This is a genomic window from Caulobacter sp. LjRoot300, from assembly GCF_964253875.1.
Classification (GTDB): Bacteria; Pseudomonadota; Alphaproteobacteria; order Caulobacterales; family Caulobacteraceae; genus Caulobacter.
Map to the genome: position 1 here is coordinate 302,825 of NZ_CAXUSA020000004.1, position 13,267 is coordinate 316,091.

Sequence of the window (13,267 nt, forward strand, 5' to 3'; positions counted from 1 at the left end):
CCATGCATCGCGCCCTGTCCCTTCTGATCGCGCCGCCGGTCCTGCTGGTCCTGGCCGCCGCCGCCCACGCCCAGACCGTGGGTCCCTCGGACTCCGCCGGACCGATCCAGATCACCGGCAACGTGCCCAACAACATCTGCACCCTCGGCGCGCTCAGCGACGGCGACAACCTGTTCGACGTCGGCGTGCTGATCGACACGGCCACCGGCCTGCTGCGCCCCGACCTGGCGGCGCCGCCCAAGGTGCTGACCGGAACCCAGTGCAGCTCGCGCAGCCAGCTGACCATCGCCGCCACCCCGATGACGGCCCAGGCCTTCGTCACCACGCCACCGACCGGCTTCTCGCGCGGGGTCGACTACACGGCCACCGCCTCGGGCTGGACGCCGATCGACGCCCGCTATTCGACCGGGACGGCCGCCAACGCCGCCGCCTCGCAGGTCCGCGAAACGGCCGGCGCCGCCGACATCACGATCAGCCTGTCGAGCTTCGCCACCGCCGGCGGCCCGGCGCTGCGCCCGGTCGCCGACGACACCTACCAGGGCGCCGTCGTCGTCACCCTGGCCGCGGCCAGCTGAAGGAGGACGACCATGCGCGACACCCGATCCCTCGCCGCCGCGACCCTGGCCACCGCCTCGGCCGTCACCCTGCTGCTGGTCGGACAGCTGGCCAAGGCCCAGACCGACGACAACACCCGCGACATGCTGGTGCGCGGCCGGGTTCCGAGGGTCTGCACCCTGGCCACGCCCACCCTGAGCTCCGGCAGCCTGGTCAACTTCAAGACCCTGAACGGCTCCAGCCTCGAGGTCGACGCCCTGACCGATCCGGTCACCCTGTCGACCCGCGCGGCCTCGGCCCAGGTGACCTTCGCGGCCGTCTGCAACTACGCCCACCAGATCGTGCTGGAGAGCCAGAACAACGGCCTGTGGCGATCGGAGCTGGGGCTGACCCCCGCCCCGACCGGTTTCAGCGACGCCGTCCCCTATACCGCCACCCTGGTCTGGGGGCCGGTCAGCAACACCTTCCAGGCCGACGCCAGCGCCCGCCGAATGCGCGACAGCGCCCAGGCGGTCGACCAGCCGGTCGCCGGCGACATGGTCCTGCGGCTGGATATCCAGCCGGGGGCCACGAACCTGCAGACCAATGCGCCGCTGGTGTCGGGCGTCTATCGCGACACCCTCAGGCTGACGGTGGAACCCCAATGAAAGCCGCCCTCGTCCCCCTCGTCCTCGGCGCCGTGCTCGTCGCGGCCGCCTCGGCCCAGGCCCAGACCGCCTCGACCGGAGAGCGGGCCAGCAACCGGCTGGACCTGTTCGGCGTCGCGCCCAGCGCCTGCGTGCTGTCGCCGCCCTCGAGCGCCGCCGGGACCAACGCCAGCTTCACCGCCCAGGGCGCCCAGGGCGTCGTGCGCCTGACCCAGTTCATCGATCCGCAGACCGCCCAGCCGCGCGACGCGGTGATCAGCCTGGGCTTTCCGGTGGTCTGCAACTCGGCCCATCGCCTGGTGGTGCGCACCGACGGCGCCGGCCTGGCCCGCACCGCCGGTCCTGCCCCGGCCCCCGGTTTCCGCGACAGCCTGGGCTTCCAGTTGTCGGCCGACTGGGCGGGCCTGACCGCCACCGGGTCCAGCACGTCTCTCACCCCGATCAGCCTGCAGACCGCCAACGGCGCGGCCGGGCTGATGAACCTGATCGTCAACATCACCGGCGGGGGCGCGCCGATGGTCGCCGGCGACTACGCGGGAACGCTGGTCGTCGAGATCGAAGCCTCGAACTGAAACTCGAACCGAAACCAAGGAGCGGACCCCTCATGTTGCGTTCGAACAATTATCGCAAGCGTTGGCTGGGAGCGGTCACCGCCGCCAGCCTGGCGCTGGCCGGAACGGCCGGAACGGGGACGCCCTTGCTGGGCGGCGCCGCCCTGGCCATGACCGTCCAGCCGGTCGTCATCGACCTCAAGCCCACCGGGCGCGGCATGTCGCAGATCGTGACCGTGCAGAACACCTTCGCCAACCCGTTGCCGGTGGAGCTGCGGGCCGAGGAGCTGACCTTCGACGACAAGGGCGCCCACCCGGGCGACACCCAGACCAACGACCTGCTGATCTTCCCGCCCCAGGCGGTGATCCAGCCGGGCGAGACCCAGTCATTCCGGATCCAGTGGGTCGGCGACCCGGCCCTGGCCCAGAGCAAGCACTACTACGTCACCGTCGCCCAGATGCCGGTGAAGCTGCCCGAGGGCCAGTCGGCGATCCAGATCCTGTACAACTTCCAGGTCCTGGCCAGCGTCGCCCCCAGCGGCGGCAAGCCCCGCCTTGCGTTGTCGAAGGCGGAGATCGGCGCGGACGCCGACGGCAAGCCGATCCCGATCGTCTATGTCGCCGACTCCTCCAACACCCACGGCTACCTGTCCCGCGGACGGCTGAAGATCACCGAGAAGGACGCGGCGGGGAAGGTCGTCTTCCAGCGCACCCTCCCCGGTCCCGAGATCCAGCAGACGATCGGCTTCGGCCTGATCGCCCCCGGTCAAACGCGGCGGATCGCCGTTCCCATCGAACTGCCCCTCACGGCGGCAGCAGGAGGCTCCCTTGAGGCTCAATTCTCATCCGATGAAGGGCGCTAGGACGCGCGCCTACCGGCGCTGGCTGCTCGCCGGCTGCCTGGTGGCCGCCGCGGCTCCGGCCGCGGCCCTGGCCGACCCGATTCCCTACATGGCGCTCGTCCAGGAACCCACCGGCGCGCCGTCGAGCAACGCGGCCGCCTCGGCCGACGCCCTGCGCCGGCTGAACCCCACGGGCCGCGACGTCAACCTGACGGTTCCGCTGAAGGACGGCGACTTCTATCTGGGCGACATGCCGCTGACGATCTCGGCCGAAGGCCAGTTGTCGATGCCGTCCGAGCGGTTGCTGGGCCTGCTGGCCCCGCTGCTGGACGCCGCCTCGGTGGCGGCCCTGCGCTCGGCCTTCAACGGCCGCGCCCTGGTCGGTCCCGACGCGGTCACCCACGCCCAGCTGCAGATGACCTACGACCCCAAGGCCCTGGAGCTGCGGATCAACATCCCGCCCGAGCTGAAGGCCGTGCGCAGCCTGCAGGTCACGCCCATGGACCATGTGGGCCTGGGCAGCTTCACCCCGCCGGCCGGCGTCAGCGGCTACCTGAACATCCGCGGCTCGGTCGACTATGTGGAGCAGGGGCTCGACAACGGGCTGGGCGATCCGACCTTCCTGCTCGACAGCGCCATCCGCGTCAGCGGCCTGGTGCTGGAGAACGAGGCGGTCTGGCAGCCGGGCGGGCGCAGCGACTACCAGCGCCTGGGCACCCGCGTGGTCTATGACGACCTCAAGCACACCGCCCGCTGGACCTTCGGCGACCTGCAGGCCACCAGCCGCGGCTTCCAGTCCGCGCCGGACGTCGCGGGGATTTCGGTCTTCCGCTCCTACAGCGTGCTGGCCCCGCAGACGATCGCCCGGCCCCGCGGCCGGGAAAGCTTCACCCTGGCGCGCCCTTCGGACGTCAGCGTGATCCTCAACAACCAGCTGACCCGTCGGCTGCACCTGGATCCAGGCCGCTACAACGTGCACGATTTCCCGTTCGCCCAGGGCTCCAACGACGTGCGCCTGGTGGTCGAGGACGACACCGGACGGCGCGAGGTCCTGCAGTTCAACGTCTTCTTCGACCGCGCCCAGCTGGATCCGGGCCTGTCGGAATTCGGCGCCTATGCCGGCGTCAAGGCGCCGCTGGTGGCCGACGGCCCCGACTACACCCAGAACTTCACCTTCAGCGGCTTCTACCGGCGCGGCATCACCGACCGGGTGACCCTGGGCGTCAACGGCCAGGGCGACGAGGACACCGTCATGGCCGGGTTCGAGGGCCTGTTCGGCCTGCCGGTGGGCACGCTGGGCGTCGACTTCGCCCTGTCGCATATCGACGGCTTCGGCTCGGGCTACGCGACGATTGTCTCCCTGCAGCGCCTGTTCCAGTTCGCCGGCGGCCGCGCCGACTCCCTGAACCTGTCGTTCGAGAGCCGCAGCCGCGAGTTCGGACCGGTGGGGACCTTCATCCCCGACAACCGCTACGGCTACGAGCTGGGGGTTGGCTATTCGCACGCCTTCAGCGACGCGATCTACGCCAGTTTCGACGGCCGCTATTCGCATGGCCGCGACAGCTTCGCCGACTCCAGCTCGTACCGGGCGGGCATGGGCTATCGCCTGGCCTCCAACCTCGCCCTGACCGCCAACCTGATGTACGACGACGTGCCCGGGCGGCGCGAGACCACCGCGTTCATCTCGCTGTCCTGGCAGTTCTCGAACAATTCCAGCCTCAGGGCCGAATATGACGGCCGCGACGATCGCGCGCGGCTCGTCTACCAGACCCTGCACGGCCAGGGGGTGGGCTCGTACAACGCCTATGGCGAGGTTTCGCGCTCGCCGACCGACGCGGCGTTCAACGGCAGCTTCAACTACATCGCCAACCGCGCCGAGCTGGGACTGTCACACTTCACCGCGTTCGACGGCCCGGACAACGGCCGCACCTCGCTGCGGGTCGGCACCTCCCTGGGCTTCGCCGACGGCGCGGCCTCGATCGGCCGCCCGATCTACGACAGCTTCGCCATCGTCCAGGGCCACAAGAGCCTGAAGGGCGCCGATATCGTGGTGAACCCGACGCCGTTCGGCTACACCGCCAACACCGGAGCCTTGGGCACGGCGCTGGAGACCAACCTCAGCGCCTATGCCGAGCGGACGATCACGGTGGACGCGCCCAACGCGCCGGCCGGCTACGATCTCGGCTCGGGCTCGTTCCGGATGTTCCCGCCCTATCGGTCGGGCTACCGGCTGGTGGTGGGGTCGGACTATTCGATCACCGCGATCGGCCGGCTGCTGGACGGCGACGGCCAGCCCCTGGCCCTGATCGCCGGCGGCGCCACGGAGGTGGCCAAGCCCGGCCAGCCGCCGGTGGTGCTGTTCACCAACCGAACCGGCCGCTTCGGCGCCTCGGGCCTGCGCCCGGGCCGCTGGCGGATCGAGATGGGGACCACGCCCCCCACCGTCTATTTCCTCGACGTCCCCGCCAGCGCGGAGGGTTTCGTCAAGGCCGGCGACCTCAAGCCCAGCGCCTCGGGAGGCTGACATGAAACGCGGCATCAGCATGCTGATCCTGGGGCTCGCCGCCGGCGCGGCCTCGCTGACGGCCCACGCCGTCCAGGCCCAGTGCGTGATCTTCGACCCGGTGGTGCTGTCGGGCACGTTCGACCCGTTCAATCCCAGCGGCACGACGGTCCAGACCGTGACCATCACGGCCCGGCGACCGCCGGCCGTGGGCGGCAAGAAGACCCAGGAGGTCGACTTCATCTACCTGCGCCGTCCCGACACGCCCGCCAGCCTGGCCATCGTCCAGACCTCGACGGGCGGGCAGATCCTGGAAAACCCGCCCGGCCACGTGCTGGACCCCAACAACGTCAATCCCAACGAGGTCGAGCTGAACTTCGGCGGCGTCGGCCAGCCCGACGTCCAGACCTTCGTCGTGACGATCACCGTACCCAGCGGCGCGGACCTGGCGGCGGGGACCACCGACCTGTTCCTCGACCAGAAATATTACTGCAAGCGCACGGGCGGGGCGGCCGACGAGTCCGGCGTGATCCCCAACTCCCTGGACATCCGGATCAACGTGCTCAGCGCCCTGCAGGCCAGTTTCGTCGGCCCCGCCCTCGACTTCGGCGAGATCGGCGCATTGACCACCGCCGCCCTGCCCTCGACCCCCAACTCGGTCAAGCAGCGGACCGGCAATGTGCGGGTGGCCAGCTCGGGTCCCTATTCGGTGGCCCTGACCTCGGCCAACCAGTTCCGGATGACCTATCCCGGCGGCAACCTGGGCACGGCCAACCAGCGGATCCCGTACCAGCTGGACTTCCTGGGCCAGACCCGGTCCACCGCCTCGCCGACCTTCAGCACGGTGACCTGCCAGCGGGCGGGCCTGAGCGGCCAGTACCTGGCCATAAGCCCCACCCTGCTGGAAGGCGGCGCGGGCAAGGTCCCCGCGACCAACTACCAGGACATCCTGACCGTCACGGTGACCCCTCTCGCCGTGCCGCCCGCGACGACGCCCGTGGCTTGCATGTAGTTCGTTCCCGCGGCGGCGATCGCAAACTGAAACCCCGCCGGACCTGGTCCGGCGGGGTTCTTTCCGTCCGCGGACGGTAGGCGGGAGCGACGGCTCAGAGGGCGGTGATGCGCAGCGACAGGTCGCCGACCTGGCCCGCGTCGGCGCCCGGATCCAGGCGCACGACGTGCGACCGCGAGGCCGCGGTCGACGAGTGGCTGATCAGGGTCTGGCCCGAGGCCGACAGCAGGATCTTCTGCCCGTCGACATAGACGGCGGCGCCGCTCAGGCCCTGGGCGTGCGACAGCCAGACGTCGTAGCCGGCGGCGCTGTTGCAGAACTCGGTCATCCTGCCCAGGTCGGTGGCCTGGTCGGCCGAGGCGCTGCCGGCCTGCAGGTCGACCCGGCAGATGACCGGCACATGGCCCTCGAGGCGAAGCTCGTAACTGTTGGGCGCGGCGACCGCGCTGGAGGCCAGACCGAGGAAGGCCGCGGCGGCCATGAGAATCTTCGTGCGCATTGCGAACCCCTTTGGAGAGATGATGGGAGGATCATCCGACGCGAGGGTTAAGCAGCACGCCATAAAGCATGGTAAACAAATTTCCTAATAAGGACGATAGATCGTCGCAACTAAATATTGCGTAAATACGACTGAATAATCAAATCAGCGTAATACATTCTTACTATAAATATCGAGGATTTCCGCGACAACAGGGATCGGACCCATACGGCAATTCATGGCCTGGGGCGGATCGACCGGCGTCGGATCGAGGCGGTGGGGGTGCTGAACCTCGATCCGACGCTCGGCGGGCGGAGCGCGCCGCTGGAGTTCGCCGACGATGTTGCGGACCACATCGGCGAGCCGGTCTTGTCGCTAGACTATACCGGGAGGGTCTTCGTCCGGCGACGTAGTAATATTACCATCTCTTGAACCACGGCCAATAATGCGACTTGGTTAGTTCGTGAAATAAATCTCGGAAATTTATTTCTTCACTCCAAGACGTCAGCCGAGGACAGCACCGAGACAAGTTCGGCCTGGCGGTGGACGCCGACCTTGACCATGGCCGAAGCCATCTGGACCCGCAGAGTATTGATGCTGACGCCGCGCTCGGCGGCGATCTCGGACGGTTCACACCCCTGGGCGACCCGGGAGACGATCTCGGCCTCGGCTGGCGAGAAGTTGAACATCATCCGGGCGCGCTCCACCGCGTGGGACGAGGACCGGCCCACCTCGCGCACGGTGATCAGGGCGCAGCGGAAATTGCTGTCGTCGGTGGCGAAGGGCTCGATCAACAGCACCAGCGGCTTCTGGCTGCGCGAACGGTGAACCAGCATGGCGCCCGGCCGTCCCTGGCGAACGGCGGCGGCGATACGGCCGCGAAGCCCTTCGGCCTCGAAGTCGTTCTCGGCGTTCAGCAGGCCGCCCTTCTCGCCCAGCCCGTCGCCGCGCTGGACGTAGCTCCAGGCCAGGTCGTTGGCGGCGTAGACGCAGCCCTCGCTGTCGGCGACGATCACGCCGAAGTTCACCAGGTTGAGGATGGCGTTGGCCACGTGCGCCTCGAAGACACCCCGTTCAACTTCTGAATCCACGACCTCGATCATCTTGATCAATCCCATCTGCGACGCCCCACGTTGTCTTGCGCGTTCGCGGCTCGCCGGATCTCCAAGTACTTCCAGGTGCAAATCGCTAGTTGTAGAACCTAATTTGCATCTTTTAGTATTCAAATGTCCGACATGCTTTGACCACTCCTGATCAGCATTGGACATTATTTCGAAACCTTAATCCTACCCCGGATTGGGTAGTCAAAATTTGTAATACAGATGCAATTCACTCCATCCAACGGGAGAAATTCGCCCAATGAAATACATCTACGCGAAAGCCGTATATTCAGTTCAGGTGATTCAGATCGATATGGACCAGGTGCTGGGTGACGGCGAACAGGCCCGCGTTCCAGCCGGCATGGAGAGCGCCGGCGGCGATGGCCACGCCGTAGGGCACGCCGGGGCGTAGCCGCGGCCACCCGGAGGCGGTCAGCGCCGTCGCATGGGCGCGCGCCGTCACGGCCAGCAGCGCCAGGGCGCCGCCCGCCAGGGCGGTCGACACCAGCAGCAGCGGCATGTGCTCCAGCCCCGTGAACAGGGCCACGGCGGCCAGCAGCTTGGCGTCTCCCGCCCCCACCAGCTTGGTCGCGAACATCGGAAACCCGACGGCCAGGGCCAGGACCATGGCCCCCAGGCATGAGGCCCAGGACGCGACCGGCCAGCCGAACGGCAGGCCGACCAGGAACAGGCCGACCATGGCCAGCACCGACCAGTTCGGGATCCTGCGGCGCCAGGCGTCGCTGCCGGCCGCGACCAGCAGCAGGGCCGCATAGGCGCCCGCCCAGACCAGGCGTCCGTAGTCAGTTTCCATGGCCGGCCTCCGCGCTCGGGGGCGACGCGCCGGGCATGGCCCCGTCCTGGCGCTGGTCCTGGGCCTTGAGGCTGAGGGCCAGGCGACGGTTCTCGCCGGCCTTGGGATAGTAGGTGCTGCGCGCCTTGCTGGCCTGGTCGAGCAGGGTGACGGAGGTGTCGTAGTCGCCCCGCAACAGGGCCGCGAAGCCGGCGTTGTTGAGCAGGGCGGCGGGATCGTCGCCGCCCGAGCCGCGCGATGAGGCCTTGGCGTAGTCGCCCCGCAGCGCCAGCGCCAGCCGCAGGTTGTTGCGGGCGGCCACCAGGTCGGGCTTCTTCTCCAGCGCCGCGACCAGGTCGGCCGAGGCTTCCGCCAGCCGCCCCTGCAGCAGCCGCGAATAGCCTCGGTTGTTCAGCGCCAGGGCATTGCGGCCGGAGGCGTCCAGGGCGCGGGCATAGGCGTCCTCGGCCGCCGGCCAGTCATGGCGGCGATCGTACTCGCGGCCCAGGCCGTTCCAGGCGCGCCAGAGGCGGGGGTCGCTCGCCACGGCCAGGCGCAGGGCCTGGAGGGCGGCGTCCGAGCGTCCCAGGGCCGACAGGGCCAGCCCCTCGCCCTGCCGCGCCCGCGGGCTCGAGAGGTCGCCAGGAGGAACCTGGGCGAAGGTCGCCAGGGCGGCGGGGGCGTCGCCCCGCGCCAGGATCGTCTCGCCCAGCAGGGTCAGCAGGCGCGGATTCCGGCCGTCGGCGGCCAGGGCCTGGCCCAGCAGGCTGGAGGCGTCGACAAGACGGTCCTCGGCCAGGGCCGCCTCGACCGCGGCCGCGGCGGCGTCGCGCGTCGCCGCATCCATGACCGGCGCGACGGCGAGCGGCGCGGCGGGCTTGGCGCGCCCCCAGCCGCCGGCGGCGGCGGCCGGCGTGGCGGCCAGCAGGAGGACGCAGCCCGCGGCGGCGGCGATCGGCGACCCGGCCATCAGCGCGTCCCTTCCGAGGCGCCGCCAGCCGCGACGACGGCGCCGTCGGGCGGGCCGCCGGCCAGCAACGGCCCGTGGTCGGCGCCCGCCTGCCCGCTCAGCCGGGCCGAATAGGCCATGTTGTGCGCGACGATCGCCGAGCCGGGATCGGCGGCCAGGGCGCGGGCGTAGTAGCGGGCGCTGAGATCGAACCGGCCCAGCTTGTCGTAGATCACCGCCTGGGCGTTGAGCACCCGCACGTCGGCCGGCGCGCGGACCGCCGCCACCTGCAGCACCTCCAGCGCCAGGGCGTAGTCGCGGACACGGATGGCGTCGGCGGCGCGGGCGTACAGCCGATCGACCACGGCGGCCGGATCGGGCGGGATCAGGCCGGGCGCGGGGGCCGGCCGAATCTCGGCGGTCTGGGGCGAGGGTCGGACCAGGCTGGCCATTCCGCGCCAGACGGCGCAGCCGCAGAGCCCGGGGAGCAGCGCGCAACAGACGGCGGTCAGCAGCAGACGGCGCATGGTCAATGCCTCTCGAGGGCGGGAAGAAGGTTGTGGGCCACGTCCAGGCCCGCGGGCAGCAGCAGGGCCGTGACGATCACCGGCAGGATGCAGGCCACCAGCGGCAGGGTCAGCAGCACGGGGATGCGCATGGCCTTCTCCTCGCCGCGCAGGAACCGCCGCTCGCGCATCTCGGCCGAATAGGTGCGCAGGGTCTGGCCGACGCTGGCGCCCAGGCTGTCGGTCTGGATCATCAGGGCGGCGAAGGCGCGCAGCGCGTCCACATTGACCCGTTCGCTCATCCGCCGCAGGGCGTCGGGGCGGGACCGCCCCGCGCGCAGCTCCTGCGAGACCCGGCCGAACTCGAAGGCGATGTCGCGATGCGAGGCGGCGATTTCCTGCGACACCCGCACGAAGGCGGCGTCGAAGCCCAGGCCCGCCTCGATGCAGACCACCATCAGGTCCAGGGCGTCGGGAAACTGGTTCTCCAGCCGCTCGCGCCGGCCGGAGGCGCGCAGGTCCACGAAGATCGCCGGCACGACCAGGCCCAGCCCGCACAGCACCAGGGCGGCGACGACCAGTTTCAGGCCGGTGATCGGCGCCGAGGACAGCTTCTGCGAAACGAGCAGCATCAGCGGCAGGCCCACGGCCGAGCCGATGCGGGCCAGAGCGTACCAGGCGGGGGCGGAGGGAGCCGGAAAACCGGCCTCGGCCAAGGTGCGGGCCAGCCGCGAGGGCCGATCCTTGCCGGGCGCCGGCATACGCTTCTGCACCCAGGACAGCAGGGGACTGGCCGAACGGACGGGCTTGAGCAGCGCCTCTTCGATCGGGCCCGACGCGGCGGCCGTCCCGCCCTTCATCCGTCGACGGATCAGGGCGCCCTGCTCCAGGCGCCAGACCACCGCCAGGGCGCCGGTGACGACCGCCAGGAAGACCCCAACCTGCAGTCCGATGTTCAGCACGGCGTCCATGGCGTCCTCAATATTTGAAGGTGACGATCCGGTGGATCACCAGCTGGCCCAGGCCGTAGAGCAGCACGATGCCGGCGACGATCGGCCAGAAGGCGGGATCGGAAAACTTGCTGGTGTAGAACTCCGGGTGGAACAGGCTGACCGCCGAGACGCAGACCAGCGGCAGCAGCGACAGGATCAGCGCCGACATCCGCCCCTCGCTGGACAGGGCGCGGATGCGCTTGTTCAACGAGGCCCGGCCGCGGATCACGGTGGCCAGGCCGGACAGGATCTCGGCCAGGTTGCCGCCGGTCTCGGTTTGGATGGCGATGCTGACGGCGAAGAAGGCGATGTCGGCCGAACCCGTGCGGCGGGCCAGGCTGCGCAGAGCGTCCCGGAACTCGCCGCCATAGGTGGTCTCGTCCATCACCAGGCCGAATTCGCTGCCGATCGGGTCGGGCATCTCCTGGGTCACCAGGTTGACCGCCGAGATCACCGGATGTCCGGCGCGCAGGGCGCGGATCATGACGTCCAGCGCCAGCGGCAGTTGCTCCTCCAGCTTGGCCAGGCGCGCGGCGCGGCGGCGGGCGATCCACAGGGCCGCGACCGCGAAGCACAGGCCCGTGGCCCCGAACCCGGCCATCAGGACCTGCGGAAAGGGCGACGAGACCGACACCCCGCGCAGGAAGATCATCGCCAGCAGCCAGAGGGTGGCGGCCGCCCCGGCGGCCACGCCCAGCACCTGCATGGGTCCCGCCGACAGACCGGCCTGCCGGCAATAGAGCAGGGCCCGCGCGTGCAGGGCGGCGTAGGGCGTGCGACCGACCCAGCTGTCGCGGGGCTTGCGCACCAGGGTCTGGTAGACCGCCTCCTGCGACATGCCCGTCGCCATCAGCGTCAGGCGGCGATTGACCCGCTGGGTCTGTTCGCGCGCGCCGAGGAACAGGCCGATCAGCGTCTGGCCGGCCATCGCCACGGCCACGAAGGCCAGAACCAGCGCCATGGGGAAAAAGAGCGTGTCCATCGCGTCACGCCGAGACCCGGCCGACGGCGAACAGGTCGTTGGGCAGGCTGATGCCCCGCGCGGCCAGCGCCTCCATGAACCGGGGCCGCACGCCGGCGGCCTCGTACTGGCCCAGCACCCGCCCGTCGCTCCCGCGCCCGATACGGCGGAAGCGGAAGATCTCCTGCATGCAGATCACGTCCTCCTCCATGCCCGAGATCTCGGCCACGGACACGATGCGGCGCATCCCGTCCTCCATCCGCTCGGCCTGGATCACGACATGGATCGCCGAGGCGATCTGGCCACGGATCGAGCGGGCCGGAATGTCCAGCCCGGCCATGCCGACCATCTGCTCGACCCGCGACAGGGCGTCGCGCGGGGTGTTGGCGTGGACGGTGGTCATCGAGCCGTCGTGGCCGGTGTTCATCGCCTGCAGCATGTCGAAGGCCTCGCCGGAGCGGACCTCGCCGACGATGATGCGGTCGGGGCGCATGCGCAGGGCGTTGCGGACCAGCTCGCGCTGCTGCACCTCGCCCTGCCCTTCGATATTGGCCGGGCGGGTCTCCAGGCGGCCGACATGCGACTGCTGCAGCTGCAGCTCGGCGGAGTCCTCGATGGTGATGATCCGCTCGTGGTCATCGACATAGGCCGACAGGGCGTTGAGCAGGGTGGTCTTGCCCGAACCGGTGCCGCCGGAGATCAGCACGTTGCGGCGCGCCTGGACCACCGCCTCGAGCACCAGCGCCATCTCGCGCGAGATGCTGCCCAGCTCGACCAGGCGGTCCATGGCCAGGGGCGCGCGGGCGAACTTGCGGATCGAGACCAGGGGTCCGTCCACCGCCAGCGGCGGGATGATGGCGTTGACCCGCGAGCCGTCGGCCAGGCGGGCGTCGACCATCGGCTGGCTCTCGTCGACCCGGCGGCCCACGGCGGCGACGATCTTGTTGATGATCCGCACCAGGTGACGGGTGTCCTGGAAGCGGACATTGGTGCGCTGCAGGCGGCCGGCCCGCTCCACATAGACCGTCTCGTGGGTGTTGATCAGGATGTCGGTGATGCTGTCGTCCTTGAGCAGCGGCTCCAGCGGGCCCAGGCCCAGCAGTTCGTCGAGGATCTCCTCCACCAGCTGGTCGGTCTGGCTGGGGGTCAGCAGGCGCTTTTCCTCGACCAGCAAGCCGATGACCGCGCCGCGGATGTCCTGGCGCAGCGCGTCGCGCGGGGTGCGGTCCAGCAGGCTCAGATTGAGCAGGTCGATCAGCCGCTGGTGCAGCCGCACCTTCAGGTCCAGGGCGTCGTCGATGGGCGCGCCCCCCTGTGGATAGTCGGCGGCCACGGCCGTCACCTCGATATGTCGAGCTTCGTCACCCCAGAGCATGGT

Annotated in this window: 14 protein-coding genes; 6 read left to right on the plus strand and 8 right to left on the minus strand. The window is 69.8% G+C overall.

Annotated features, from left to right (window positions below):
- The first annotated feature begins 2 nt into the window (after positions 1-2).
- From ACSQ2G_RS15880 to ACSQ2G_RS15905, 6 genes are read left to right on the plus strand one after another with little or no spacing between them, the layout of a single operon-like run.
- Positions 3-575 carry a hypothetical protein gene (locus tag ACSQ2G_RS15880; protein WP_436032446.1) on the plus strand — a complete coding sequence of 191 codons (573 nt, stop codon included), beginning with the start codon at positions 3-5 and terminating at the stop codon, positions 573-575.
- 12 nt (positions 576-587) lie between these two features.
- The gene (locus tag ACSQ2G_RS15885) at positions 588-1,202 is read left to right on the plus strand and encodes a hypothetical protein (RefSeq protein ID WP_436032448.1); all 615 of its coding nucleotides are present in this window, start codon (positions 588-590) and stop codon (positions 1,200-1,202) included.
- On the plus strand, positions 1,199-1,774 hold the full coding sequence (locus ACSQ2G_RS15890; RefSeq protein ID WP_436032450.1) for a hypothetical protein: 576 nt from the start codon (positions 1,199-1,201) through the stop codon (positions 1,772-1,774). Before ACSQ2G_RS15885 ends, ACSQ2G_RS15890 begins: the two co-directional genes overlap by 4 nt.
- Before the next feature lie 32 nt (positions 1,775-1,806).
- Positions 1,807-2,616, plus strand: coding sequence for a fimbrial biogenesis chaperone (locus tag ACSQ2G_RS15895; protein ID WP_436032452.1), 810 nt, complete (start codon positions 1,807-1,809; stop codon positions 2,614-2,616).
- Positions 2,582-5,119: a fimbrial biogenesis outer membrane usher protein gene (locus tag ACSQ2G_RS15900; protein ID WP_436032454.1), complete on the plus strand. Its 2,538-nt coding sequence runs from the start codon at positions 2,582-2,584 to the stop codon at positions 5,117-5,119. The genes ACSQ2G_RS15895 and ACSQ2G_RS15900 overlap by 35 nt, the downstream gene beginning before the upstream one ends.
- Before the next feature lies 1 nt (position 5,120).
- Entirely contained in the window at positions 5,121-6,110 is a 990-nt protein-coding gene (locus ACSQ2G_RS15905; protein WP_436032456.1) for a hypothetical protein, read from the plus strand.
- Positions 6,111-6,204: 94 nt separating this feature from the next.
- Here ACSQ2G_RS15905 and ACSQ2G_RS15910 read toward each other — a convergent pair whose 3' ends face one another.
- The 8 genes from ACSQ2G_RS15910 to ACSQ2G_RS15945 form a co-directional block, all read right to left on the minus strand.
- Positions 6,205-6,609, minus strand: a complete 405-nt coding sequence (locus tag ACSQ2G_RS15910; RefSeq protein ID WP_436032457.1) for a hypothetical protein — start codon at positions 6,607-6,609, stop codon at positions 6,205-6,207.
- A gap of 470 nt (positions 6,610-7,079) precedes the next feature.
- Positions 7,080-7,706, minus strand: a complete 627-nt coding sequence (locus ACSQ2G_RS15915; protein ID WP_436032459.1) for a helix-turn-helix transcriptional regulator — start codon at positions 7,704-7,706, stop codon at positions 7,080-7,082.
- A 271-nt stretch (positions 7,707-7,977) separates the two neighbouring features.
- The gene (locus ACSQ2G_RS15920) at positions 7,978-8,502 is read right to left on the minus strand and encodes an A24 family peptidase (RefSeq protein WP_436032461.1); all 525 of its coding nucleotides are present in this window, start codon (positions 8,500-8,502) and stop codon (positions 7,978-7,980) included.
- Positions 8,492-9,451 carry a tetratricopeptide repeat protein gene (locus tag ACSQ2G_RS15925; RefSeq protein WP_436032462.1) on the minus strand — a complete coding sequence of 320 codons (960 nt, stop codon included), beginning with the start codon at positions 9,449-9,451 and terminating at the stop codon, positions 8,492-8,494. The genes ACSQ2G_RS15920 and ACSQ2G_RS15925 overlap by 11 nt, the downstream gene beginning before the upstream one ends.
- Complete coding sequence (locus ACSQ2G_RS15930) at positions 9,451-9,957, minus strand: tetratricopeptide repeat protein (RefSeq protein WP_436032464.1); 507 nt, start codon at positions 9,955-9,957, stop codon at positions 9,451-9,453. The genes ACSQ2G_RS15925 and ACSQ2G_RS15930 overlap by 1 nt, the downstream gene beginning before the upstream one ends.
- A gap of 2 nt (positions 9,958-9,959) precedes the next feature.
- Positions 9,960-10,907: a type II secretion system F family protein gene (locus ACSQ2G_RS15935; RefSeq protein WP_436032466.1), complete on the minus strand. Its 948-nt coding sequence runs from the start codon at positions 10,905-10,907 to the stop codon at positions 9,960-9,962.
- 7 nt (positions 10,908-10,914) lie between these two features.
- Complete coding sequence (locus ACSQ2G_RS15940) at positions 10,915-11,889, minus strand: type II secretion system F family protein (RefSeq protein ID WP_436032467.1); 975 nt, start codon at positions 11,887-11,889, stop codon at positions 10,915-10,917.
- Positions 11,890-11,914: 25 nt separating this feature from the next.
- The gene (locus ACSQ2G_RS15945; protein ID WP_436032469.1) at positions 11,915-13,264 is read right to left on the minus strand and encodes a CpaF family protein; all 1,350 of its coding nucleotides are present in this window, start codon (positions 13,262-13,264) and stop codon (positions 11,915-11,917) included.
- Positions 13,265-13,267: the final 3 nt, after the last annotated feature.

Coding starts and splice junctions, on each gene's coding strand:
- ACSQ2G_RS15910 (WP_436032457.1), bottom strand. CDS start 6,609: ATGCGCACGAAGATTCTCATGGCCGCCGCGGCCTTCCTCGGTCTGGCC.
- ACSQ2G_RS15885 (WP_436032448.1), top strand. CDS start 588: ATGCGCGACACCCGATCCCTCGCCGCCGCGACCCTGGCCACCGCCTCG.
- ACSQ2G_RS15920 (WP_436032461.1), bottom strand. CDS start 8,502: ATGGAAACTGACTACGGACGCCTGGTCTGGGCGGGCGCCTATGCGGCC.
- ACSQ2G_RS15905 (WP_436032456.1), top strand. CDS start 5,121: ATGAAACGCGGCATCAGCATGCTGATCCTGGGGCTCGCCGCCGGCGCG.
- ACSQ2G_RS15915 (WP_436032459.1), bottom strand. CDS start 7,706: ATGGGATTGATCAAGATGATCGAGGTCGTGGATTCAGAAGTTGAACGG.
- ACSQ2G_RS15880 (WP_436032446.1), top strand. CDS start 3: ATGCATCGCGCCCTGTCCCTTCTGATCGCGCCGCCGGTCCTGCTGGTC.
- ACSQ2G_RS15935 (WP_436032466.1), bottom strand. CDS start 10,907: ATGGACGCCGTGCTGAACATCGGACTGCAGGTTGGGGTCTTCCTGGCG.
- ACSQ2G_RS15940 (WP_436032467.1), bottom strand. CDS start 11,889: ATGGCGCTGGTTCTGGCCTTCGTGGCCGTGGCGATGGCCGGCCAGACG.
- ACSQ2G_RS15890 (WP_436032450.1), top strand. CDS start 1,199: ATGAAAGCCGCCCTCGTCCCCCTCGTCCTCGGCGCCGTGCTCGTCGCG.
- ACSQ2G_RS15945 (WP_436032469.1), bottom strand. CDS start 13,264: ATGCTCTGGGGTGACGAAGCTCGACATATCGAGGTGACGGCCGTGGCC.
- ACSQ2G_RS15930 (WP_436032464.1), bottom strand. CDS start 9,957: ATGCGCCGTCTGCTGCTGACCGCCGTCTGTTGCGCGCTGCTCCCCGGG.
- ACSQ2G_RS15895 (WP_436032452.1), top strand. CDS start 1,807: ATGTTGCGTTCGAACAATTATCGCAAGCGTTGGCTGGGAGCGGTCACC.
- ACSQ2G_RS15925 (WP_436032462.1), bottom strand. CDS start 9,451: ATGGCCGGGTCGCCGATCGCCGCCGCCGCGGGCTGCGTCCTCCTGCTG.